Origin of the sequence: Mesorhizobium waimense (assembly GCF_003601975.1) — a bacterium.
GTDB lineage: Bacteria > Pseudomonadota > Alphaproteobacteria > Rhizobiales > Rhizobiaceae > Mesorhizobium > Mesorhizobium waimense.
This window is the reverse complement of the sequence record NZ_QZWZ01000011.1, coordinates 17,944-40,383: the sequence shown is the minus strand read 5'-3', so window position 1 is coordinate 40,383 and position 22,440 is coordinate 17,944. Positions and strand designations below refer to the sequence as shown.

Genomic DNA, 22,440 nt, shown 5'->3' with positions numbered 1-22,440 from the left:
ACGACGGGGCTGCGGCGAGCCGAGGTAAAAGCCGGCTAATTGACGCCGTCAATCAGGAAAAAACTGCTAATGTCTCGGCTACTTCAGCACGGCGACCAGATCGGCGTCCGGAAAGCAGGTGGCGGCACGGTTGTTCTTTGCCTGCCAGCTGCCGATCGAGCGGCGTGTCTTGAAGCCGGGCAGGCCGTCGGCGCTGCCGACATCGTAGCCCTCGGCCTCAAGTGCCCGCTGCAGGGCTGCGATGTCGGATCTGTGCAGGCCGCCGACCGGCCCCCAACTGCCGGTAAAATTCGAGTCGCCATGGGCGATGCGGTCGGCGCCATGGCCGATGAACAGGGCGTAGAGGTCGCTGGTGTTGTATTCCTTCAGCACGTAGAAATTGGGCGTGACGATGAAGGCCGGGCCGCTGCGCCCGGCCGGCATAAGGAGAAAGCCCTCGGCCTTCAATTCGCTTGCCGGGAAGGCTTTCGTGCCGACGCGCCTGATGCCCATCGCCACCCATTCTGAGATCTTCTTGCCCTGGTCGGGTCCTTCGAGCGAGCAGGAGACTTTTTGCGGCACCGTCACCTCGAACCCCCAGCCGCGGTTCCTCACCCAGCCATAGTGGACGAGGTAGTTGGCGATCGAGGCCAGCACGTCAGGCGCCGAGTTCCAGATGTCGGGCCGGCCGTCGCCGTCGAAGTCGACGGCGTGTTTCAGGAAGGATGTCGGCATGAATTGCGGTTGGCCGAGCGCGCCCGCCCAGGACGATTTCATGGCATTGACGGGGGCGAGCCCACGCTCGACGATCTCAAGCGCCGCCAGCACTTCGGTGCGGAAGAAATCCTTCCTGGTCGACATGAACGCCTTGGTGCCGAGCACCTCGAAGGCGTCGTAAGGCATCTTGGCCGCGCCGAAGCCGCTCTCGCGGCCCCAGATCGCCAGCAGCACCTCGCCCGGCACGCCGTAGCGCTTCTCGAGCAATCCGAGCACCCTTGCGTTGGCGCCCTCGCGCGTCCGCCCGCCTGCGCTGACGGCGCGAACGGTCTTCTCGGCGAAATAGGCGCCGGGCGAACCGAACTCGGCCTGATGCTGCTTCTGCGGCGTCGTCGGCTTCTCGCCGGGCATGACAAGGTCGGGCAGCTTGAGGTTCGGTTTCACGCCGATGAAGGCCTCGTCGAAGGTTTTCTTGGAGATGCCTTTGGCTTTGGCTTCGGGCCAGAGGTCGTTTTGCAGCCATGCATAGAACTGGTCGTCGATTTTTGCGGCAGAGGCGGGGAAGGTGGCGAGGAGCGCGAGCAGCGCTGCGAAGACGTAAAGCAGTGCCAATTTTAGAGATTGGCGTTGCTTCACACCCCGCTCTGTCCTGCCGAGGGGAGTGGGACGGAGTGCAATCGTTTCAGGAAAACCACTCATCACAGATCCTCCCCGCCAATTGCGTCAAAACGCCGTCCGCGAGCGTAGTGCTGCCGCGAGCGTGCCTTCGTCGAGATAGTCGAGCTCGCCGCCGACCGGCACGCCATGCGCCAGCCTCGTCACCTTGATCTCGAAGCCGGACAGCTGGTCGGTCAGGTAATGCGCTGTCGTCTGGCCCTCGACGGTGGCGTTGACGGCGAGGATGACCTCCTTCACCTCGCCGCCGGCGATGCGGTCGACCAGCGAGCGGATGTTAAGCTGTTCGGGGCCGATGCCGTCGAGCGGCGACAGCGTGCCGCCGAGCACGTGGTAGCGCACGTTCATGGCGGCTGCCCGCTCCAGCGCCCAGAGATCGGAGACGTCCTCGACGACGATCAGCGTGGCAGCATCGCGGCGCGGATCGGTGCAGATCATACAGGGATCGGAGGTGTCGACATTGCCGCAGGTGGTGCAGATGCGCACCTTGTCGGCGGCCTCGCCCATAGCGGCGGCGAGCGGCGACAAAAGCTGCTCCTTCTTCTTGATGAGATGAAGGGCAGCGCGCCTTGCCGAACGGGGGCCGAGCCCCGGCACCTTGGCCAGGAGCTGGATCAGGCGTTCGATCTCGGGACCGGCGATTCGCTTGGACATCGCACTGATCTAGGGTTTTTTCGCGTGCTTTGGAACAGCGCAGCGCCGCGCGCCCGCAGGCTATCCTGCCATAAGCGGTCAAGCCAGGACCTGAGCGCCGACCGTCCTCAGTAGGCTTCGAGTGGTCGGCTCTGGCTGACGATCAACGCGCCGACGGCATCGGTGTTCTCAGGCGTCGACTGGAACCCCATCGCCGCCTCTTGCGGCGCCGGGAACGAGGTGATGACCTGCTGGGGTGCCGGTCCGCCGAAACGGGAAGCGTCCGGTTCCTGCATGGGCTCCTGCATCGCCACAACGGTCTGCTTGGGCTGCGCGGATTTCGCCGCCGCAGCGACGCGCGAGGATTTCGCCGGCTGCGCCACCGCTGCTGCAGTGACATAAGTTGCCTGGGCGGGAACTGTCTTGTCGGCCGTCGCCCTGGCAGTCGTCGGCTTGACGGTGGTCGCTTTGACACCGGGCAAAGGTTCCGCGGAAGCCACAAGCACCGGCGCGGCGGGCTCCGATGACCGAGGCGTCGCAGAGGCAACCATCGTCTGGGGCTCGTCCGGCAGCGGCTTCCAGTTGCGGCCGCGCTTCTCATAGAAGGCGTTGCCGCCAGCGACCATCGTGTAGTGCATGTTCTTGTAGGGGAAGCGCAGGCCGGCGGTGTGGAAGAACATCGTGTTCTTCAGCTTGGCCTTGCGTTCGCCCTTGAGCACGGCTTCGGCGGCTTGCTCGACATCGGGCATCGCCTTGGAGTTCATCGGCCGCGTCATCACGCCGGGTGCGAACTGGCCTTTTTCACCGACGACTTCGCAGATGGTGTTGCCATGCTGGCCCGAGCGCAGCCGGTTCATCACCACCGTGCCGACGGCGATCATGCCGTCGCGGCTCGACCGGTTGGACTCGAAGAACATCGCCCGCTCCAGGCACTCCTTCTCCTTCGGCGTGTGGCCGTAGGCGCGTGTGCTGAGGAAGCTTGGCGTGATGGCATTGGTCAAGCTGGCGACCGACATGCCGTGCGTGGTGGTCTGGCTGCAACCGGCCAGAAACAGGGGAGAAGTGACGATGCTGAGCAGCAGCGGCGTCTTCCATCGCGTCGCGATCAACAAAAATGCCTCATTTCCAGCTGCCAGCCCGCCCCGAGATGTGGCAAGAATGAGACTCTTAACGGCAAAAAGATGGCTAAAGGATTAGCATTCGTGCAGCTTAGGTAAAACTTTATGAATGGCCGGAAATGACCGCGTGAACAAAGCCGGGGAAAGTCCTAACAACAGCCCCGGCGTCCAATTTCCGTTCATAATCAATTAACTGGTCGGAGCCGGCTTAGAACGGCAATTTCATTCCGGGCGGGATCGGCAAGCCTGCCGTCAGCGCCTTGGTCTTCTCCTGCATGACCTGCTCGACCTTATTTTTGGCGTCATTGTGGGCGGCGAGAAGCAGGTCCTCGAGGATCTCGACTTCGTCCTCCTTGAACAGCGACGGATCGATTTTCAGCGACTTCATCTCGAACTTGCCGGTCAGCGTCACGACGACAAGGCCGCCGCCGGCCTGGCCGGTGGCTTCCAGCGTGGCGATCTCGTCCTGCATGGCCTGGAACTTGGCCTGCATTTCCTTCGCCTTGCCCATCAGGCCGAGAAGATCTTTCATCGCTTGGTCCTCTGTTTTCAGTTTTCTTCGTCGTCCGCCGCCGGATCGACTGGCAGATCGGCCTCGGCGTCGTCGGCTTCCGGCGCGTCGGGAATACGCACATCGATGATCTTGGCGCCGGGAAAGCGCGCCAGGATGGCGGCGACGGACGGATCGCTTTTGGCATCGAGAAAGGCGTTTTCGCGCTTCGTCGATTCCATTTCAGCCATTGTCTGCCCGCCGGCTTCCTTCGACAGCGACACCAGCCAGTTGCGGCCGGTCCAGGCGCGCAGCTTGGTTGTCAGGTCGTTGAGCAGCATCTTCGGCGCGTCGTCGGTCAGGCTGACGTCGATGCGGCCGGGCTCGATGCGCACCGGGCGCACGCAACGCTTGATCAGCACCTTGAAGGCGATGTCGCGATGCGTGTCGGCCAGGCCGGCGATATCGGCCAGCGATTTCACCGGAACCACGGGCACTTCGGCGACCGGTTCCGGCGCCGGCACGAAAGCGGCGGGCATCGGCTCGGCCTCGACCAGGCGCATGGTCTGCGCACCGCCGCCGGTCGTCGGCATGCGTGTCTGCGCCACCGCGCTGGCACCGCCGCCACTGCCGGGATTTGCGGGGGCACCATTCGAACGCGGCGCCCCATTGGCAATCGGTGCCGCACCCTCCAGCGACTTCAGCGCTTCGTCCAGCGTCGGCAGGTCGGCGGCATGCGCGAGACGGATCAGCACCATCTCGGCGGCACTCACCGGCCGGTTGGACGACTGCACCTCGGGGATGCCTTTCAACAGCATCTGCCATGTCCTGGACAGCACCCGGACCGAAAGCGTCCCGGCGAAATCGGCGCCGCGCCGGCGCTCGTCTTCGGACAGCGAGGCGTCATCGAGGGCGGTCGGCACGAAGCGCAGCCGGGTGACCAAATGGTTGAACTCAGCCAGATCGGTCAGCACCGCGGCCGGATCGGCGCCGGTGTCGTATTGGTTGCGGAATTCGGCCAGTGCCGCCGCGACGTCGCCCTTCATGACAAGCTCGAACAAATCGACGATGCGGGCGCGGTCGGCCAGCCCAAGCATCGCCCGCACCGCTTCGGCGCTGACCGCGCCGCTGCCATGGGCGATCGCCTGGTCGAGAATGGAAAGCGAATCGCGGGCCGAGCCTTCGGCGGCGCGAGCGATCATCGCCAGCGCGTCGTCGTCGACCGCAATGCCTTCCTTGCCGGCGATGGACGAGAGATGCGCGACCAGCGCACCGGCGTCGATGCGCCTGAGGTCGAAGCGCTGACAGCGCGACAGCACCGTGATCGGCACCTTGCGGATTTCGGTGGTGGCGAAGATGAATTTGACGTGCGGCGGCGGCTCTTCCAGCGTCTTCAACAGGCCGTTGAAGGCCTGGGTGGAGAGCATGTGCACTTCGTCGATGATGTAGACCTTGTAGCGGGCTGAGACCGGCGCATAGCGGACGCGTTCGATGATGTCCCTGATATCGTCGATGCCCGTGTGCGAGGCGGCGTCCATTTCGATGACGTCGACATGGCGGCCTTCCATGATCGCCTGGCAATGTTCGCCCAAAACGGCAAGGTCGACCGATGGCTGGTCAATGGTGGCGGTCTTGTAGTTGAGCGCACGCGCCAGGATGCGCGCCGTCGTCGTCTTGCCGACACCGCGCACGCCGGTCAGCATCCAGGCCTGGGCAATGCGGCCGCAGGCAAAGGCATTGGTCAGTGTGCGGACCATCGGCTCCTGGCCGATCAGCTCGGAGAAATTCGAAGGCCGGTATTTGCGCGCCAAAACGCGATAGGCGCCGGCCTTGTCCGTCCCCAAATTTCCGGCTTCGCTCATTTGCCGTCAAAGCTCCCAGGACCGCGACGGAAGGCGGCCGATTCCTGCGCATAGTTTCGCCCGCACGGCTTGGCGCCGTCAATGTGCGACAAAAAAGGCGAAGAGGCGGGAGGCTGGAACAATGACCCGTTCCGGGCTCGTTAGGGCTGCTTCCTTCCGGACCTGACCCGGTTGGCGAGTGGATCGTCCACCACCAACCTCCCGCGTTCCATATCGGCAATTCGGCGATGAAATGCAAGGGCGCATGAGAATCGGCGCCACGAGGCCCGGAAGGTTCTTCGCCCGACAAGCCTTCAAATCCGCAATACCGGCCAATGAATCGCTTGCAGCCCCTTTGCAGCCGCTCTAGCGTCCATCAGTCAAAAAAGCTGCAAAGCCCAAAAAAAGTGAGGAAAACGCCAATGCTGCCGGGCCTCAAGGCCGGATTCACGCTCGACGCCAGGCTGGAGGCGGACAGCGAGCAGTTGATGTGGCTTGGCCTGTGCGAACTCAGGGTCATGAACGACCGGCGCTGGCCATGGCTGATCCTGGTGCCGCAGCGGCCGGGCGTGGAGGAAATCCACGACATGACGCCGCTCGACCAGGCGATGCTGACTTTCGAAACCAACATGGTGGCGCAGGCGCTGAAAAGAACCACTGGCTGCACCAAGATCAACACCGGCGCGCTCGGCAATATCGTGCGTCAGCTGCACGTCCATGTCATCGCGCGCTCGGAGGGCGATCCCGGCTGGCCGGGGCCGGTCTGGGGGCACGGCATGCGCGAGCCCTACCAAAAGTCCGACATCCGCCGGTTTGCCCAAACGATCAAGGCGGCGTTATAAAGCGGACCCCCGAGTCCATTCTGAGCAATTCTGAGTCTGCATGAGCTTCCGCCTGTTTGACGCGCCCTTGCGCGAGCCGAGCCAGTTCGTCGGCTTTGCCGGCAACACGATCGACCGGCAGTCCGAGAACCGCGCCGACGATTCCGTCGAAAAGGCGCTCGCCGACCCTTCGGCAAGGCTTTTGCCGATGCATGGCGGCCGGCTTTACCTGAAGCTGAACGACGGTACCTTCGACCCATGGTTCAACGTGGCCGAAAGCGGGCCGCTGCAGCCGTTACTTGCACAAGGTGTCCTGCTCGGTTTTTCCGAAAGCGGACCGGTGCTTGCCGTTCCGGTCGGGATCGAACCCGAGCAGCTTCCCGAAACGATCAAGGCCATCGACTACCGCTCGGTCTACATGCAGGGGCTGATCGACGAGGCGGCGGCGGGCGCGCTGGCGCAAGGGGCGGCCTTGCTGGCCTGGCATGCCAGCCATCGCTTCTGCAGCAAATGCGGCCATGAATCCGAAATGCGGGCGGGCGGCTACAAGCGGCACTGCCCGGCCTGCGGGACCGAGCATTTTCCGCGCACCGACCCGGTGGCGATCATGTTGACGGTGACGCCGGAAAAATGCCTGCTCGGCCGCGGCCGGCATTTTGGGCCGGGCATGTATTCGGCGCTCGCCGGCTTTATCGAGCCGGGCGAAACGATCGAGGCGGCGGTGCGCCGCGAAACGCTGGAGGAGGCCGGCATCCGGCTTGGCCGTGTCGTTTACCACGCCAGCCAGCCCTGGCCGTTCCCCTACTCGCTTATGATCGGCTGCTTCGGCGAACCGCTCAACGACGATATCCAGGCCGACCTCAACGAGCTCGAAGACTGCCGCTGGTTCTATCGTGACGAGGTGCGTCTGATGCTGACCCGCGAGCATGCGGGCGGCCTGGTTACGCCGCCGAAAGGGGCAATCGCCCACCACCTCATCCGCGCCTGGGTCGATAGCCAGTAGGAGCAGAAAAATGATCCGTCATACCGTCGTGTTCACGCTGAAGCATGCGCCGCATTCGCTGGAGGAAAAAAGGTTCCTCGCCGACGCCAAGAGGATCCTCACCGCGATCAAGGGCGTCACCCATTTCGAGCAGTTGCGGCAGGTCAGTCCCAAGAACGACCACCGCTTCGGCTTTTCGATGGAGTTCGCCGATCAGGCCGCCTATACGCGCTACAACGACCATCCTGATCATGTCGCCTTCGTCCGCGACCGTTGGGTGCCGGAGGTCGAAGCCTTCATGGAGATCGACTACGTGCCGCTCGGCTGGAGCTAGGATCCAGTCACTGCGAACGGCCGCGCTCGACCCAAAAGCGGTCATCGCAAAGCCCAACGAGGCGGCAGCTATCGAGCGCGGAACTCACCTTCCGGTGGTCTTTGGAGAATGGTTTCGATTTCGGCCATCACGCTCTCCGGCAACGGCCCAAACTCCATGGCCGCGGCGTTCTCGACAGCCTGCCTGGGTGTCTTTGCGCCAGGGATGGGGTGAATGTCGCCACCTTTCGACAGCAGCCAGCACAAGGCCCCCTGACCGAGCGTCCGCCCACCAGCGGTGAGCAGATCGCGGATCGCATCGATCTGCCTGGTCAGGTCGGAACGGGCGCGTGATGCTTCAAAATATACCTGCCAATCCGCAGGAACCGACCTGACATCGTCTGCTGGAACCGTCCGTCCGTCTGAGAATTTCCCCGTCAACACGCCCATGGCGAGCGGCGAGCGGATCAGCTGCGCCAAGCCGTTGTCACATGCGGTTTTGCACATGGACGGTGCATCGAAGAAGACATTCATCGCATGCTGGACCGTTGAAAAGCCGCTCCGATCGGCGAATACCTCGACGCTTGGCGGAAAGTCGGTGCTCCAGCCATAGCTTCGAATATCGCCAGCCTGGACAAGTTGCTCCAGGACCTCGAACGCGGGTGCCGCATCTTCGATCGCAAGATCGTTCAGGTGAAGCAGCATCACGTCGATGCAATCTCGGCCCAGTCGGCGGAGGCTCTCGGCAACCGACCAGCGCACATAGTCGGGGTCGAACCTTGCGCCCGTCATCTGGCGGGAAACCGGATCGAAGGAATGGCCGAATTTCGACACGACGATTGCTTCCGAACGGCCAGAGAGCGCCTCACCCAAAAGCGCCTCCGAGTGCCCGGCTCCATACACCGCCGACGTATCGAAGAGCCGTATTCCACCATCCCATGCCGCATGAATGGTTTTCACGGATTGGCTGTCGTCGGCGCCGGAATATCCGACCGGTGTCTCTCCTGACCAAAAGTGGCCGCCGATTGCCCAGCAACCCATGCCGATCCGCGATCCCAGGTGAATTTTCGTTGCCATATTCATGTTCTCCGCAGGCCACCCGGTATTGATATGGCGCCAGATCGACCTCAGATGGGAGTCGGCAGAAATGGAGAGGGCAGTGCATGAATGAAATGGAAATCGACTGGTCGGATTTGAGAATTTTTCTGGCGGTCGCGCGCGATGGGAGCCTTTCGTCCGCGGCGAAGACCGTTGATCAGAGTGCGGCGACGCTGAGCCGGCATATCGTCGATCTTGAACGAGCACTGGGCGCCGAGTTGTTCTCCCGGCTGCCATCCGGCTATGCGTTGACGGCGGCAGGGCGGGCGCTGACATCTCAGGCGGAGACCATCGAGCAGCGGTTCCTGGATATCGCCAGGGAGTTCTCGCGACGAAACGTGTCGGCGCCCATCCGTGTGTCCGCCGGCACCTGGATGACCTGGTACCTGGCACGCAACATTGAAAAACTAGGGTTGAGCGACCGGAATATTGTCTTCAGCGCCGTTGAAGAGGTGCAGAACATAGGCAGGCGCGAGGCATTGATCGGGATTCGGAACCGGAGGCCGTCCGAGCCGGGAGTCGCGGCTCGCAGGACAAAGACCGTAGCATTTGCTCCCTACGCGCATCCAACTGCAGTTCGAAAAGCTGACTGGATCGCGGCGACGGTGAACACGCCATCGGCAATCTGGGTGCGCGCCAACAAACGGGATCAAATACGCTTCGAAGTCACTCAGCCGCGGTCGCTCCTCGACCTCGCGCTTGCCGGCGCCGGCCATGTGGTGTTGCCCTGCTTTGTTGGCGACGCCCACAACGATCTGGTTCGCACCGATGATGTGATCGAGCAACTGTCACATGAACAATGGCTGGTGGTGCACGGCGATGATCGCAAATTACCGGAGGTGCGTGCGACGATCGACAGGATCGCACGGCTCATTGGTTCGGATCGAGCCTTCGACAGCAAGGGTTGAGAGTCCGCAATCCACCGGCCGCGGGCGATCCCGTTCAAGAAGGAGTTAGTTAGTCGGCCACCTTCCATTGCTCGCGCGACTGGCTCGCCGGATAGACGCCGAGGATGCGCATTTCGCGCGAGAAGAAGCGCAGTTCGTCGAGCGCCAGCTTGACCAGCGGATCGTCGGGATGGCCCTCGATATCGGCGTAGAACAGGGTCGCGGTGAAGGCGCCAAGCTGGTAGCTCTCGAGCTTCGTCATGTTGATGCCGTTGGTGGCGAAGCCGCCCATGGCCTTGTAGAGCGCGGCCGGCACGTTGCGGACGCGGAAGATGAAGGTCGTCATCATCTTGACGTCCGGCGCCGGGCGCTCAGCCCAGTGCTTGTTCTTCGTCAGCACGACGAAGCGGGTCACGTTCGAGTCGGTGTCCTCGACATTCTTCTCGATGATGTCGAGCCCGTAGAGCTCCGCGGCCAGTGCCGGGGCGAGCGACGCCATGGTGCGGTTCTTGACCTCGGAAATCAGCTTCGCCGAACCCGCCGTGTCGCCGGCGACCACCGGCTTCCAGCCATTCTTGCGGATGTATTTGCGGCACTGACCGAGCGCATGGATATGGCTGTGCACGGTCTTGATCTCTTCGCGCTTCACACCCGGCAGCACCATCAGCTGAAAGTGGATCGGCAGGAAATATTCGCCGACGATGTGCAGCTTCGATTCCGGCAGGAGATGATGGATGTCGGCGACGCGTCCGGCGATTGTGTTCTCGATCGGGATCATGGCGAGTTCGGCCTTGCCGGTCTCGACCGCGTTGAAGGCATCCTCGAACGTCGGGCACGGCAACGGCTCCATCGCCGGGAACATGTTGCGGGAGGCGGTGTCGGAATTGGCGCCCGGTTCACCCTGGAAGGAAATTCTGTTGGTCTTTTCAGGCATGCCCAAATCTCAGTTTGAAAGGATTTCTCTGGCGCGTTCGAGATCGTCCGGCGTGTCGACGCCGAGCGGCAGCGACTGGACGATCTCGGCGTCGATGCGCATGCCGTCCTCCAGCGCCCGCAACTGCTCCAGCCGCTCGCGCCGCTCCAGCGGCGACGGCTTCAGGGCAACGAAGCGCTCAAGCGCCGAGCGCCGATAGGCGTAAAGGCCGATGTGATGATACAGAGGCCCCTCGCCCCAGGGCGCGGTAGCGCGGGTGAAATAGAGCGCCCTGAGCCGCGTCGCCGACAGCGGCGACCCGACGATCTTGACGACGTTCGGATTGGTCTTTTCCTCGTCGCGGACGATCTCGACGCCGAGCGTGGCGATGTCGACCGATCGGTCCTCGAAGGGCCTTAGCGCCGCGCCTATGATCTCAGGCTCGATCGTCGGCAGATCGCCCTGGACATTGACGATGGTTTCGACCTTGCGGTCGGGATCGAGGACGGTCAGCGCCTCGAAGATGCGGTCGGAGCCGGATTGGTGATCGTCTCGGGTCATCACCGCCTCGAAACCGTGCGAATGCACCGCTTCCGCCACGGCTTCGCTATCCGTCGCCACCACAACCCGCCCAAGCCCGGCCTCGGCGGCGCGGCGGGCGACCTGCACGATCATCGGCGCGCCGGCAATGTCGGCCAGCGGCTTGCCCGGCAGGCGGGTCGAGGCCATGCGGGCCGGGATGAGGATGAGCGTGGACATCGAGGTTGCGGGCGTTGGAAAAGCGGATGGGAAAGTGGCAAAAGGTCTCACTGGAAGCGCCCTTATAGGTGTTGCAACGCCGGAGCAAAAGACCTAGTTTCCGCCCGATTTGACCGCCCCGCAGGGCGGGCCACGATACCGACGGACGGAGTGGACGGTCGGTCCGCCGGAAAAGGGAGCAAGGGGCGTATGGATTCCAACGAAGTCAACAAGCTGCTCGCCGGATTCCTTGGCACCTGTTTCATCGTCTTTTCCGTCGGCATCGTCTCCGACGCGCTGTTTGCTTCGCCCGCGCCCGAAAAGCCCGGCTTCGCGATCGAGGCGACCGAGTCCGCCGAAGGCGGAGCGGCTGGCCCGGCGGCGGAAGCCAAGCCGATCGCCGATCTTTTAGCCACCGCCAATGCCGAAGCGGGCGCTGCCGTGTTCAAGAAATGCCAGGCTTGCCATACCGGCGAAAAGGGCGGTCCGAACAAGGTTGGCCCCGATCTTTGGGATCTTGTCGACCGCCCGGTGGCCGAGCATGAGGGCTTTGCCTATTCGGCCGGCATGAAGGATTTCTCCAAGGGCGGTGCCGAGAAGTGGACCTACGACAACCTCAACCACTTCCTCCTTTCGCCGAAGAAGTTCGTGAAGGGCACGGCAATGGGTTTCGCCGGCCTGGCGAAGGATGAAGACCGCGCCAACGTCATCGCCTATCTGCGCACGCTGTCCGACAATCCGAAGCCGCTGCCGGCGCCAGGCGCCGCCGATGCGACCGCGCCGGCTAAGCCAGCCGAAGGCGCGGCACCGGCCGCGCCAGCCAAGCCGGCCGAAGGTACTGCGCCCGCCAAATAACGAATTTGTCATGCAGGCATTCACAGAAAAGCCGGGTTCAGCCCGGCTTTTCTGTTAGGAAAACCGCATATGCGGCGACAAAGCCGCCCATTGCGGTTTTCACGGGCGTCAAATGATCTAGATTGCCTGTGGACGTGCATAGCGAAGAGGAGAACGCATGACGGTTGGCCGAACGCTTCTCAGGTCGTTGCTGGCGGCGATGGTTCTGACCGCCGGAATGCTGGCGGCCGATGCGGATGAATGGCGCACCACCTCCTCGCTGATCGGCCCGTCCAAATACGGCGACAATTTCCAGCACTACGACTACGTCAATCCCGACGCGCCCAAGGGCGGCACCTACAATTCGGTGCAGCTTGGCACATTCGACAGCTTCAACCCCTATATCGTGCAGGGGTCGCCGGCCGCCGGCCTCGTACCCTTCGGAGGCGGCCTGCTCTACGACACGCTGATGGATCAGGCGACCGACGAGGGCAGCGTCAGCCACCCGCTGATTGCCGACGCCTACAAATACCCGGCCGATTATTCCTCGGCGACCTACCGGCTGGATCCGCGGGCAAAATGGCATGACGGCCAGCCGATCACCGTCGACGACGTGATCTGGTCGTTCCAGGTGCTGAAGGCCAATAGCCCGCAATACAGCCGCTATTTCGAGAACGTCACCGATGCGGTCGCGATCTCGGACCGCGAGGTCGAATTCCATTTCAACCAGAAAGGCAACCGCGAGCTGCCGAAAATCCTCGGCGATCTTGCCGTGCTGCCCAAACACTGGTGGGAAGGCACCGACGCCAACGGCAAGAAGCGCGACGTCACCAAACCGACGCTGGAAGTGCCACTCGGCTCCGCCGCCTACAAGATCGCCAGCTTCAAGCCGGGTTCGGAAATCGTCTGGCAGCGTGTGCCCGACTATTGGGGCGCCAAGCTGCCGGTGAAGATCGGCCGCGAGAATTTCGACACCCAGCGCTTCACCTATATCCTCGACGACAACGCCGCCTGGCAGGCTTTCACCAAGGGCGGATTCGACGACATCAAGCCGGAAAACAGTTCGAAGCGCTGGAAGACATTCTATGATTTTCCGGCGGTCAAGGCCGGCGACGTCATCAAACAAGAATTCAAAACCACATCGCCCGAGCCGATGCAGGCTTTCATGCTCAACCAGAGGCGTCCGCTATTCCAGGATCGCCTGGTGCGCGCCGCGCTGACCTTCCCCTTCGACTTCGAGACGATGAACCGCACACTGTTCTACGGTTTCAACACCCGCACCAGCAGCTATTTCCAGGGTACGGAGTTGGCCTCGAGCGGCCTGCCGCAAGGTAAGGAACTGGAAATCCTGGAAAAGTATCGCGACAAGCTGCCGCCGGAACTTTTCACGCAGGAATTCAAGCTGCCGGTCTATGATTCACCGCAAGCCGAGCGGAAGTATCTGAAGCAGGCGGTCGACCTTTTCGCGCAGGCCGGTTGGGTGATCAAGGGCGGCAAGATGATGAACGCCAAGACCGGCGAGCCGTTCAAGTTCGAGATCCTCGGCACGAACGACACGGACCAAGTCATCTCCAGCCCGTACATCGCCAATCTGCGCAAGATCGGCGTCGACGCCACGCTGCGCCTGATCGACCAGACCCAGTACATCAACCGCGTCAACAATTTCGATTACGACGTCATCATCGGACAGCTTGGGCAGTCGGAATCACCTGGGAACGAGCAGCGCGACTTCTGGAGCTCGAAAGCCGCCGATACGCCGGGATCGCGCAACTATTCCGGCATCAAGAATCCGGTCGTCGATGCCTTGGTCGACCGCATCATCTTCGCCACCGACCGCGACGATCTCGTCGCCGCCACCCACGCGCTCGATCGGGTGCTGTTGTGGAACTACTACGTGGTGCCGCAATACTATCGGGCCGTGGTGTGGCTCGCCTATTGGAACAAGTTCGGCATCCCGGCAAAGCAGCCGAGCTACAGGGGTGCGGACACCGACTCTTGGTGGATCGATCCTGAGAAGGAAAAGGCGCTGGCCGCGAAATACAAGGGCAGCAACTGATGTCGACGCTTTCCCGCCGCGACGTCCTGGCGCTCGGCGCCGCGGCCAGCGCGGCAGCATTGCTGCCCGGCCGTTCCTTCGCCGCCATTCCGACCGGCGTCAAGGTGCACGGACTGTCGGCCTTCGGCGATCTCAAATACAAACCGGATTTCGCCCATTTCGACTATGTCAACATCGACGCGCCGCAAGGCGGCATCTTCAACTTCTCGCCCCCCAACTGGGGCTACAACCAGAACACGGAGACCTTCAACACGCTGAATTCCTTTACGCCGAAGGGTGACGCGCCACCGCGCATGGGAATGTGCTTCGATTCGCTGATGGCAAGGGCGCTGGACGAACCGGATGCCGTCTACGGCCTGATTGCCGACGGCGTGACCATCTCGGACGACCGCAAGAGCTTCGAATTCTCGTTTAGGCCCGAAGCGCGCTTCCATGATGGCACGCCACTGACCGCCGAGGACGCGGCCTTTACCTTCAAGCTGTTCAAGGACAAGGGTCATCCCGACCTGTCATTGTCGCTTACGCATCTCGAGGATGCGGTCGCTGTCGATCCGCGCACGCTCAGGCTGAGCTTTTCCGGCAAGCACTCCTCCCGCACCATCCTGAACGTCGCCGAATTCCCGATCCTGTCGAAGGCCTTCTACAGCGCTAATCCCTTCGATTCCTCGCAACTGAACCCGCCGCTCGGCTGCGGTGCCTACAAGGTCGGGCGGTGGTCGGCGGGGTCGTGGATCGAATATGAGCGCGTCGCCGACTATTGGGGCAAGGATCTCCCGGTCAATCGCGGCCAGAACAATTTCGAGCGCATTCGCATCGAGTTCTACCAGGACCGCACCGCCGGTTTCGAGGCCTTCAAGAAGGGTGAGATCCTCTACCGGGAGGAGTTCACTTCGCGGGTGTGGGCGACGGCCTATGACTTTCCGGCCTTCACCGCCGGCAAGGTGGTCAAGCACGAATTTCCCGCTGAAACAGTCCCTTCCATGCAGGCCACCGCCGTCAACCAGCGGCGCGAGCAGTTTCGAGACCCACGTGTGCGGCAGGCGATCGCGCTCTGCTTCGACTTCGAATGGACGCGGCGCAACTTCTTCTACGGTTCCTACGAGCGCTCGCAATCCTGCTTCGAGAAGTCGGATTATCGCGCCGAAGGCATGCCTTCGCCTCAAGAACTCGCTCTGCTGGAGCCGCTGCGTGACAAGCTGCCGCCGGAGATCTTCGGCGAGGCGGTGACACAGCCTGCCTCGGACGGTTCAGGGCGGGACCGCAAGATGCTGGGGAAGGCTGCGAAACTTCTCGCCGAGGCAGGCTGGAAACGTTCCGGCGATTTCGCCGTCAACGACAAGGGCGGGCGGCTGTCAGCTGAATTCCTCGTCGACGACGACACCTTCGTGAAGGTCTATTCGCCCTGGATCGCCAATATGAGGGCAGTCGGCATCGACGCCACGATAAGGTTGGTCGATCCAGCGCAATACCAGCGCAGGCAGTCGACCTTCGATTTCGACCTGATCTCGGTCGCCTTCTCGTTCTCGGCGACACCGACCCGAGATGATCTCGAGATCTTCTTCCATTCCAGCACGGCGACAGTGTCCGGGTCGCGCAACCTTCCCGGCATATCGAGCCCGGCCGTCGACGCGCTGATCGACGCGGTCGGCGCCGCCAAGGACCGCGAAAGCCTGACCGTTGCAATGCGGGCGCTCGATCGGGCCTTGCGTGCGCGGCGCGATTGGATTCCTAGTTGGTTCCTGGCGAATCACCGAAGCGCCTATTGGGACATGTTCGGCTTTCCCGAGCAGAAACCCGATTTCGGCTTTCCGGTCGAAGCGCTGTGGTGGTTCGACAAGGGCAAGGCGGCAAAAATTGGCAAAGCCTGACATTCCAGTTCGCGCAGGGCCGGCAGCCTGATGGGCGCCTATATTCTACGCCGCATCCTTCTGATGATCCCGACGCTGTTCGGCATCATGGCGATATCCTTCGCCGTCATCCAGTTCGCGCCCGGCGGGCCGGTCGAACAGGTCATCGCCAGGCTGACCAATCAGGGTGGCAGCGACCGGCTCGGCGGTGGCGGTGGCGATGCCGGCGGCAGCAATGTCGATGTGGCCAGCGACGTCAGCTCGAAGTACCGAGGCGCGCAGGGGCTCGACCCCGAATTCATCAAGAAGCTGGAAAAGCAGTTCGGCTTCGACAAGCCGCCGCTCGAACGTTTCGGCATGATGCTGTGGAACTATGCCCGCTTCGATTTCGGCGACAGCTATTTCCGCGACATCTCGGTGCTCGACCTGATCCTGGAAAAGATGCCGGTGTCGATCTCGATCGGGCTATGGATCACGCTTTTGTCCTATCTGATCTCGATCCCGCTCGGCATCCGCAAGGCAGTCAAGGACGGCTCGACTTTTGACGTCTGGACCAGCGGGGTGGTGATCGTCGGCTATGCCATTCCCGGCTTCCTGTTCGGCATCATGCTGATGGTGCTGTTTGCCGGCGGATCCTTCTGGGACTGGTTTCCCTTGCGCGGCCTCACCTCCGACAATTGGGATCAGCTGTCCTGGTCAGGCAAGATCGTCGACTATTTCTGGCACATGACCTTGCCTCTGACGGCGCTGGTGCTGTCGGCCTTCGCGACGACGACGCTTTTGACCAAGAACTCCTTCCTCGAGGAGATCCGCAAGCAGTATGTGGTGACGGCGCGGGCCAAAGGGTTGTCGGAGCGGAAAGTGCTCTACGGCCATGTCTTCCGCAACGCCATGCTGATCGTCATCGCCGGTTTCCCGGGCGCCTTCATCTCGGCCTTCTTCACCGGCTCGCTGCTGATCGAGAACATCTTCTCCCTCGACGGCCTCGGCCTGCTCGGTTTCAGGTCGGTGGTCGAGCGTGACTATCCTGTGGTGTTCGCCAACCTCTACATCTTCTCGCTGCTTGGCCTGTTCGTCGGCCTGTTGTCGGACCTGATCTACACCTGGGTCGATCCGCGCATCGATTTCGAGCGGAGAGACGTCTGATGGCAGAGGCCGCTGCCGGCACGGCGCCGGAACGGATTGCCCGGCCCTGGTTATCGCCGCTCAACAAGCGGCGCCTGCAGAATTTCAGGGCCAACCGGCGGGGCTACTGGTCGCTGTGGATTTTCCTGTTCCTGTTCGTGCTGTCGCTGTTTTCCGAATTGATCGCCAACGACAGACCGATCATCGCTTCCTACAAGGGCGAGATCCTGTTTCCGGTTCTGGTCGCCTATCCGGAAGAAAAGTTCGGCGGCTTCTATGCGGTCACCGATTATCGCGATCCGGTCATCCAGGACGAGATCAACGCCAATGGCTGGATGATCTGGCCGCCGGTGCGCTACTCCTACCAGACCGTCAACAACGCCATCCCGGAGGCGGCACCCGCCAAGCCTTCCTGGCAATATGACGTCAAGACGCGTTGCAGCCAGTACCCGCAAGGAGCCGCCGACCCCAATTGCATCGTCGGCAACTGGAACTGGCTGGGCACCGACGATCAGGCGCGCGACGTGCTGGCGCGCGTGATCTACGGTTTCAGGGTCTCGGTGCTGTTCGGCCTGATCCTGACCTTCGGTTCGGCGCTGATCGGCGTCGCAGCCGGCGCGGTGCAAGGCTATTTCGGCGGCTGGACCGACCTTCTGTTCCAGCGCTTCATCGAAATCTGGTCGGCGATCCCGGTCCTCTATCTGCTGCTCATCGTCGCCGCCATCCTGCCGCCCGGCTTCTTCATCCTGCTCGGACTGATGCTCTTGTTCTCCTGGGTGGCGCTGGTCGGCGTGGTCAGGGCCGAGTTCCTGCGCGCCCGCAACTTCGAATATGTCAACGCGGCGCGCGCGCTCGGCGTGCGCAACCTCACCATCATGTTCCGCCACCTCTTGCCCAACGCCATGGTGGCGACGCTGACCTTCCTGCCGTTCCTGCTCAGCGGTTCGATCTCGACCCTGACCTCGCTCGACTATCTCGGCTTCGGCCTGCCGCCCGGCTCCGCCTCGCTCGGTGAATTGCTGAAGCAGGCGCAGCGCAACCTCAACGCACCGTGGCTCGGCATTTCCGGCTTCGTCGTCATTTCGCTGATGCTGTCGCTGCTGGTCTTCGTCGGTGAGGCGACGCGCGACGCTTTCGACCCGCGCAAGACGTTCAAATGAGCGACGCCCTGCTTTCCGTCCGCGACCTCAGCGTCGCCTTCGCGCAAGGCGGCAGCCAGTCGATGGCCGTCGACCACATCTCCTTCGACATCGCCAAGGGCGAGACGGTGGCGCTGGTCGGCGAGTCCGGTTCCGGCAAGTCGGTCTCGGCGCTGTCGGTGCTGAAGCTGCTGCCCTATCCGAGCGCCAGCCATCCGTCGGGAAGGATCCTGTTCCATGGTGCCGACCTGCTTGCCATGAGCGAGAAGCAGCTTCGCCAGGTGCGCGGCAACAAGATCACCATGATCTTCCAGGAGCCGATGACCTCGCTCAATCCGCTGCACACGATCGAGCAACAGATCGTCGAAGTACTGAAACTGCACCAGGGCCTCGGCGACCGGCAGGCCCGCGCCCGCACGCTGGAACTGCTCAACGAGGTCGGCATCCGCGAGCCGCAGAAGCGGCTCGACGCCTATCCGCATCAGTTGTCCGGCGGCCAGCGCCAGCGCGTCATGATCGCCATGGCTTTGGCCAACGAGCCCGAGCTTTTGATAGCCGACGAGCCGACGACGGCGCTCGACGTCACCGTGCAGGCGCAGATTCTCGAACTGCTGGCGGGGCTGAAGAGTCGCAAGGGCATGTCGATGCTGTTCATCACCCACGATCTCGGTATCGTCAGGAAGATCGCCGACCGGGTCTGCGTCATGACCAAGGGCAAGATCGTTGAGACCGGGCCGACCAAAGAGATCTTCGCCAACCCGCAGCATGCCTATACCAGGCATCTGCTGGCGGCCGAGCCGAAGGGCAAGCCGCCCGCCGCCAACGCGGCCGCCAAGCCGGTGATGACGGGCAGCGACATAAAAGTCTGGTTTCCGATCAAGAAGGGCTTCTTCCGCCGCACCGTCGACAATGTGAAGGCGGTCGACGGCATCGACGTCACCGTGCGCGCCGGCCAGACGCTCGGCGTCGTCGGCGAATCCGGCTCGGGCAAGACGACGCTCGGCCTGGCGCTGGCCAGGATGATCTCGTCGACCGGAACCATCCAGTTCAACGGCCGCGACATCAACCAATTGTCCTTCAATGCCATGCGGCCGCTCAGGCGCGAGCTGCAGATCGTTTTCCAGGATCCGTTCGGCTCGCTCAGCCCGCGCATGTCGGTGTCGGAGATCATCGAGGAAGGCTTGAAGATCCACGAGCCGAAACTGTCGCCGGACCAGCGTGACGAACGCGTCATCGATGTGCTGAAGGAGGTCGGCCTCGATCCGGCCACCCGCAACCGCTACCCGCACGAGTTTTCAGGCGGCCAGCGCCAGCGCGTCGCCATCGCGCGCGCCATGGTGCTCAACCCGCGCTTCGTCATGCTGGACGAACCGACCTCGGCGCTCGACATGAGCGTTCAGGCGCAGGTCGTCGACCTCCTGCGCAGCCTGCAGGCCAAGCATGATCTTGCCTATCTGTTCATCAGCCACGATCTGAAAGTCATCCGCGCGCTTGCCAACGACGTCATCGTCATGCGCAATGGCCAAATCGTCGAAGCCGGGCCTTCCGAACAGATTTTTGGAAACCCGCAAACCGACTATACTCGGGCGCTGATATCGGCCGCGTTCAAGATCGAGACAGCGCCGGCCGGCATCGTCAGCGAGTAACAGGGAAGATAGATCCGCGAATGGAAAAAGGCCGTATCCTGCTTGCCGTCACCGGCTTTCATCCGCAGCGCTGGCGCGAGCTTTTGTCGGCCGAGCGCGAGGTGGTGCTCGAGCCGGACGGGGCCAGTGATCCCTCGATCACTTATGCCGTGGTATGGAAGCAGAAGCCGAACCTTCTGTCGAAACTGCCCAATCTGCGCGCCATCTTCTCGATCGGCGCCGGTGTCGACCACATCTTCGCCGATCCAGGTCTGCCCGACGTGCCGATCGTCAAGGTCGTCGCCGACAACCTGACCCAATACATGACCGAGTACGTTGTCTGGCGGGTGCTCGACCATCACCGCCAGGGCATGCTCTACCGCGCGCAGCAGCAGAAGAAGACCTGGCATGAGCCGCCGCAGCGGCCGGCCGGCGACATTTCCGTCGGCATCATGGGGCTCGGCAATCTCGGCCGCGCGGCGGCGTCGGTGCTGCTGTCGCTCGGCTTTGCCGTCAATGGCTGGTCGCGCAGCGAGCACGCTATGAAGGGCGTTTCCACCTATTCGGGAGATGCCGGGCTGATCCCGTTCCTGAACGCCACGGACATGCTGGTGGTGCTTTTGCCGCTGACCGCCCAGACACAGGGCATCGTCAACTACAATCTCCTGAAGGAGCTCAGGAAGCGCAACGGCCTCGGCGGCGCGGTGTTGATCAATGCCGGGCGCGGACGGCTGCAGAAGGACGCCGACATCTTGCGCGCGCTGGAGGACGGCACGCTGAAGGAAGCCAGCCTCGACGTGTTCGAGGTCGAGCCGCTGCCCAAGACCAGCCCGCTATGGGCGCATTCGAAAGTGTTCGTGACGCCGCATGCGGCGGCGACGTCCGACCCCGTTCACCTGGTGCCGATCATGCTGCGGCAGATGGCGGCTTACGAGCGCGGCGAAAAGCTCGAGAACCTGGTGGATCGCAAGGCGGGTTACTGAGGCTTCGCCTTCAACCGGTCTTGGCGCCAGGCAAGGCGAAGGTTTCCTTCTTCTTCGGCTTGCCGCAGTCGCGGCGCTCGATCGACCGGTTCATGGCGTCGATCTTGCCGCTGGCCTGGTCGCTATCGCGCTTGGCCTTGGAGCGCATGTCGGGCGTGAACGGGCCGAAGCCCATCGCCGGATTGGAGAAGGTCGGCTTTGCAGTCGTCGGAAGGTTGTGTTGCTGCGCAAGCCCGTTGCGTTGCGCCAGCAACTGATCGCAAGGCACGTTGTCATATTGCAGCGCGGACTGGACATTTTCGTCCTGGCGTTCCGCCATCGAATTGCCGCCGACGCAACCGGCCATAGCCAGGCAAGATGCCAAAACCACCAAGTTCCAGCGCATGGGATCTGCTCCGTATCGAGTATGGCCTTCGCCCACAAATCAGGCCGTTTCGCCAGAGCGGTTCACCGTTTCACGGAAACGCAGAACCGCTCTATCCTTCTATTTTCACGCATATTTTGACGCAATTCCGGACGGAAAACCGCTACGCGCTTTTCCTGGAATTGCTCTAGCCGGCACGAGTGATGCAGGCGCGGACCGAAAAAACATAATCACATTTTCAAACAGGAAAAGACGTCAGGTGTTGGCCGGCAGCGCCGCCACCACGGCGAGCCCTTCGACAGGCTGGCTGCGATCCAGCCGGATCACGGTCGGGTCCATCGACAGGACCGAAAAGCCGTTGGCGGCCAGAATGTGGCTGACATAGGCGCGCGAATGCGCGTAGCGGCGTGACGGCTGCAGCGCGAAACCGCCTTCGTCCATCAGCGTCTCGACGGAGAAGGCAAACAGCCCGTCACCGGCAAGCAGGCCGGCGATCGAACGCACCACGCGCTCGAGCGCGCCGACATAGATGAACACGTCGGCCGCCACCACCAGATCGGCTTTCGGGCCGGTATGGACAAAATCCTGCAAATCCGCCTTGGCCAGCAGGTCGTAGACGCCCTTGGCGCGTGCCTGCTTCAGCATTGCGGCGGAGATGTCGTAACCCTCCAGACGGTCGGCGATCGCCCGCAGCCTCTGCCCCATCAGGCCGGTGCCGCAACCGAGATCGAGGACCAGCCGGAAACGCCCCGGCCTTGCGCTCCGGATGGCCTGGTCGAGAAAGTCAGGCAGCCGGTAGCCGAGCTTGTCGACCAGCGAATCCTCGAAGCTCTCGGCATAGTGGTCGAACAGCATCTCGACGAAGGCGCTGGGCGGTGCGGTGGCGGCCGGCGCCTTGCCGATCAGCTGCAGCTTCAGTGCGGCGCCCAGCCGATCCGCCGGCTCCAGCGTCAGCGCCATGGTCCAGGCGCGCGCCGCGTCGTCGAGGGCGGTCGCCGTCTCCTGCATCTCGCCGAGGCGGAACCACCCGGCCGACCATTGCGGCGCCAGTTCCAGCGCGCCAAGCAACAGTTCGGCCGCGGCTGCCGGCTCGCCGGAGGCGTAAAGCATCTCGGCGAAGTCTGCGCGACGGTCGGCGGTCAAGTCGCCGGACGAGGCCTGGAACGGTTTCATGGCGAAAGGATCCTGCCGGTGGAAGCAACCGGCGGATGGCTGTAGGACGAGTCAGCAGTCTCTTGCAACAGGCTTCCCGTGCCGGAATTA

At 62.8% G+C, this 22,440-nt stretch carries 21 protein-coding genes and 1 other RNA gene; 11 read left to right on the top strand and 11 right to left on the bottom strand.

All coding sequences use genetic code 11. The features are described 5' to 3' along the window. Positions 1-78: 78 nt before the first annotated feature. The 6 genes from D3227_RS15735 to ffs all read right to left on the bottom strand — a co-directional run bounded on the left by D3227_RS15735 (position 79) and on the right by ffs (position 5,676). Positions 79-1,395, bottom strand: coding sequence for a lytic murein transglycosylase (locus D3227_RS15735; protein ID WP_120015028.1), 1,317 nt, complete (start codon positions 1,393-1,395; stop codon positions 79-81). A 24-nt stretch (positions 1,396-1,419) separates the two neighbouring features. Next, complete coding sequence (recR, locus tag D3227_RS15730; protein ID WP_120015027.1) at positions 1,420-2,025, bottom strand: recombination mediator RecR; 606 nt, start codon at positions 2,023-2,025, stop codon at positions 1,420-1,422. 107 nt (positions 2,026-2,132) lie between these two features. Then, positions 2,133-3,113 carry a cell wall hydrolase gene (locus D3227_RS15725; RefSeq protein ID WP_120015026.1) on the bottom strand — a complete coding sequence of 327 codons (981 nt, stop codon included), beginning with the start codon at positions 3,111-3,113 and terminating at the stop codon, positions 2,133-2,135. A 217-nt stretch (positions 3,114-3,330) separates the two neighbouring features. Continuing rightward, positions 3,331-3,654, bottom strand: a complete 324-nt coding sequence (locus D3227_RS15720) for a YbaB/EbfC family nucleoid-associated protein (protein WP_120015025.1) — start codon at positions 3,652-3,654, stop codon at positions 3,331-3,333. A 17-nt stretch (positions 3,655-3,671) separates the two neighbouring features. Beyond that, positions 3,672-5,474, bottom strand: a complete 1,803-nt coding sequence (locus tag D3227_RS15715) for a DNA polymerase III subunit gamma/tau (protein ID WP_120015024.1) — start codon at positions 5,472-5,474, stop codon at positions 3,672-3,674. Positions 5,475-5,579: 105 nt separating this feature from the next. Then, positions 5,580-5,676: signal recognition particle sRNA small type (gene ffs, locus D3227_RS15710), an RNA gene on the bottom strand. A 199-nt stretch (positions 5,677-5,875) separates the two neighbouring features. On the opposite strand from ffs, the gene D3227_RS15705 reads away from it, so the two are divergent. From D3227_RS15705 to D3227_RS15695, 3 genes are read left to right on the top strand one after another with little or no spacing between them, the layout of a single operon-like run. Then, complete coding sequence (locus D3227_RS15705) at positions 5,876-6,295, top strand: HIT domain-containing protein (protein ID WP_120015023.1); 420 nt, start codon at positions 5,876-5,878, stop codon at positions 6,293-6,295. 40 nt (positions 6,296-6,335) lie between these two features. Next, positions 6,336-7,277 (top strand): NAD(+) diphosphatase, encoded by a 942-nt coding sequence (nudC, locus tag D3227_RS15700; RefSeq protein WP_120015022.1) that lies wholly within the window; start codon positions 6,336-6,338, stop codon positions 7,275-7,277. A gap of 10 nt (positions 7,278-7,287) precedes the next feature. Beyond that, positions 7,288-7,590 (top strand): Dabb family protein, encoded by a 303-nt coding sequence (locus D3227_RS15695; protein WP_120015021.1) that lies wholly within the window; start codon positions 7,288-7,290, stop codon positions 7,588-7,590. A 68-nt stretch (positions 7,591-7,658) separates the two neighbouring features. On the opposite strand, the gene D3227_RS15690 is transcribed toward D3227_RS15695, so the two are convergent. Continuing rightward, a complete protein-coding gene (locus tag D3227_RS15690) occupies positions 7,659-8,645 on the bottom strand; it encodes an aldo/keto reductase (protein ID WP_208646378.1) in 987 nt (328 codons plus the stop codon). Between the two features lie 86 nt (positions 8,646-8,731). On the opposite strand from D3227_RS15690, the gene D3227_RS15685 reads away from it, so the two are divergent. Then, the gene (locus D3227_RS15685) at positions 8,732-9,574 is read left to right on the top strand and encodes a LysR family transcriptional regulator (RefSeq protein WP_120015020.1); all 843 of its coding nucleotides are present in this window, start codon (positions 8,732-8,734) and stop codon (positions 9,572-9,574) included. 49 nt (positions 9,575-9,623) lie between these two features. Here the strand turns inward: D3227_RS15685 and D3227_RS15680 are convergent, their stop codons facing one another. Next, positions 9,624-10,487, bottom strand: a complete 864-nt coding sequence (locus D3227_RS15680; protein ID WP_120015019.1) for a prephenate dehydratase — start codon at positions 10,485-10,487, stop codon at positions 9,624-9,626. 9 nt (positions 10,488-10,496) lie between these two features. Beyond that, positions 10,497-11,225 carry a 3-deoxy-manno-octulosonate cytidylyltransferase gene (locus D3227_RS15675; RefSeq protein WP_120015018.1) on the bottom strand — a complete coding sequence of 243 codons (729 nt, stop codon included), beginning with the start codon at positions 11,223-11,225 and terminating at the stop codon, positions 10,497-10,499. 189 nt (positions 11,226-11,414) lie between these two features. Between D3227_RS15675 and D3227_RS15670 the strand changes: the two genes are divergently transcribed. The 7 genes from D3227_RS15670 to D3227_RS15640 all read left to right on the top strand — a co-directional run bounded on the left by D3227_RS15670 (position 11,415) and on the right by D3227_RS15640 (position 20,813). Continuing rightward, the gene (locus tag D3227_RS15670) at positions 11,415-12,059 is read left to right on the top strand and encodes a c-type cytochrome (protein ID WP_120015017.1); all 645 of its coding nucleotides are present in this window, start codon (positions 11,415-11,417) and stop codon (positions 12,057-12,059) included. Between the two features lie 157 nt (positions 12,060-12,216). Further along, a complete protein-coding gene (locus D3227_RS15665) occupies positions 12,217-14,094 on the top strand; it encodes an extracellular solute-binding protein (protein ID WP_120015016.1) in 1,878 nt (625 codons plus the stop codon). Continuing rightward, positions 14,094-15,962 carry an extracellular solute-binding protein gene (locus D3227_RS15660; RefSeq protein ID WP_120015015.1) on the top strand — a complete coding sequence of 623 codons (1,869 nt, stop codon included), beginning with the start codon at positions 14,094-14,096 and terminating at the stop codon, positions 15,960-15,962. Before D3227_RS15665 ends, D3227_RS15660 begins: the two co-directional genes overlap by 1 nt. A 30-nt stretch (positions 15,963-15,992) precedes the next feature. Then, the gene (locus D3227_RS15655) at positions 15,993-17,087 is read left to right on the top strand and encodes a microcin C ABC transporter permease YejB (protein ID WP_120015014.1); all 1,095 of its coding nucleotides are present in this window, start codon (positions 15,993-15,995) and stop codon (positions 17,085-17,087) included. Next, entirely contained in the window at positions 17,087-18,226 is a 1,140-nt protein-coding gene (locus D3227_RS15650; protein ID WP_120015013.1) for an ABC transporter permease, read from the top strand. The genes D3227_RS15655 and D3227_RS15650 overlap by 1 nt, the downstream gene beginning before the upstream one ends. After that, positions 18,223-19,851, top strand: coding sequence for an ABC transporter ATP-binding protein (locus D3227_RS15645; RefSeq protein ID WP_120015012.1), 1,629 nt, complete (start codon positions 18,223-18,225; stop codon positions 19,849-19,851). Before D3227_RS15650 ends, D3227_RS15645 begins: the two co-directional genes overlap by 4 nt. A gap of 20 nt (positions 19,852-19,871) precedes the next feature. Then, positions 19,872-20,813 carry a 2-hydroxyacid dehydrogenase gene (locus tag D3227_RS15640; RefSeq protein WP_120015011.1) on the top strand — a complete coding sequence of 314 codons (942 nt, stop codon included), beginning with the start codon at positions 19,872-19,874 and terminating at the stop codon, positions 20,811-20,813. A gap of 10 nt (positions 20,814-20,823) precedes the next feature. Here D3227_RS15640 and D3227_RS15635 read toward each other — a convergent pair whose 3' ends face one another. Together D3227_RS15635 and D3227_RS15630 are read right to left on the bottom strand one after the other, a co-directional pair. Next, positions 20,824-21,198, bottom strand: a complete 375-nt coding sequence (locus D3227_RS15635) for a hypothetical protein (protein WP_120015010.1) — start codon at positions 21,196-21,198, stop codon at positions 20,824-20,826. Between the two features lie 234 nt (positions 21,199-21,432). Continuing rightward, the gene (locus D3227_RS15630; RefSeq protein WP_120015009.1) at positions 21,433-22,350 is read right to left on the bottom strand and encodes a class I SAM-dependent DNA methyltransferase; all 918 of its coding nucleotides are present in this window, start codon (positions 22,348-22,350) and stop codon (positions 21,433-21,435) included. Between the last annotated feature and the right edge of the window lie 90 nt (positions 22,351-22,440).

Coding starts and splice junctions, on each gene's coding strand:
- D3227_RS15735 (WP_120015028.1), bottom strand. CDS start 1,395: ATGAGTGGTTTTCCTGAAACGATTGCACTCCGTCCCACTCCCCTCGGC.
- recR (WP_120015027.1), bottom strand. CDS start 2,025: ATGTCCAAGCGAATCGCCGGTCCCGAGATCGAACGCCTGATCCAGCTC.
- D3227_RS15720 (WP_120015025.1), bottom strand. CDS start 3,654: ATGAAAGATCTTCTCGGCCTGATGGGCAAGGCGAAGGAAATGCAGGCC.
- D3227_RS15715 (WP_120015024.1), bottom strand. CDS start 5,474: ATGAGCGAAGCCGGAAATTTGGGGACGGACAAGGCCGGCGCCTATCGC.
- D3227_RS15705 (WP_120015023.1), top strand. CDS start 5,876: ATGCTGCCGGGCCTCAAGGCCGGATTCACGCTCGACGCCAGGCTGGAG.
- nudC (WP_120015022.1), top strand. CDS start 6,336: ATGAGCTTCCGCCTGTTTGACGCGCCCTTGCGCGAGCCGAGCCAGTTC.
- D3227_RS15695 (WP_120015021.1), top strand. CDS start 7,288: ATGATCCGTCATACCGTCGTGTTCACGCTGAAGCATGCGCCGCATTCG.
- D3227_RS15690 (WP_208646378.1), bottom strand. CDS start 8,645: ATGGCAACGAAAATTCACCTGGGATCGCGGATCGGCATGGGTTGCTGG.
- D3227_RS15685 (WP_120015020.1), top strand. CDS start 8,732: ATGAATGAAATGGAAATCGACTGGTCGGATTTGAGAATTTTTCTGGCG.
- D3227_RS15680 (WP_120015019.1), bottom strand. CDS start 10,487: ATGCCTGAAAAGACCAACAGAATTTCCTTCCAGGGTGAACCGGGCGCC.
- D3227_RS15675 (WP_120015018.1), bottom strand. CDS start 11,225: ATGTCCACGCTCATCCTCATCCCGGCCCGCATGGCCTCGACCCGCCTG.
- D3227_RS15670 (WP_120015017.1), top strand. CDS start 11,415: ATGGATTCCAACGAAGTCAACAAGCTGCTCGCCGGATTCCTTGGCACC.
- D3227_RS15665 (WP_120015016.1), top strand. CDS start 12,217: ATGACGGTTGGCCGAACGCTTCTCAGGTCGTTGCTGGCGGCGATGGTT.
- D3227_RS15660 (WP_120015015.1), top strand. CDS start 14,094: ATGTCGACGCTTTCCCGCCGCGACGTCCTGGCGCTCGGCGCCGCGGCC.
- D3227_RS15655 (WP_120015014.1), top strand. CDS start 15,993: ATGGGCGCCTATATTCTACGCCGCATCCTTCTGATGATCCCGACGCTG.
- D3227_RS15650 (WP_120015013.1), top strand. CDS start 17,087: ATGGCAGAGGCCGCTGCCGGCACGGCGCCGGAACGGATTGCCCGGCCC.
- D3227_RS15645 (WP_120015012.1), top strand. CDS start 18,223: ATGAGCGACGCCCTGCTTTCCGTCCGCGACCTCAGCGTCGCCTTCGCG.
- D3227_RS15640 (WP_120015011.1), top strand. CDS start 19,872: ATGGAAAAAGGCCGTATCCTGCTTGCCGTCACCGGCTTTCATCCGCAG.
- D3227_RS15635 (WP_120015010.1), bottom strand. CDS start 21,198: ATGCGCTGGAACTTGGTGGTTTTGGCATCTTGCCTGGCTATGGCCGGT.
- D3227_RS15630 (WP_120015009.1), bottom strand. CDS start 22,350: ATGAAACCGTTCCAGGCCTCGTCCGGCGACTTGACCGCCGACCGTCGC.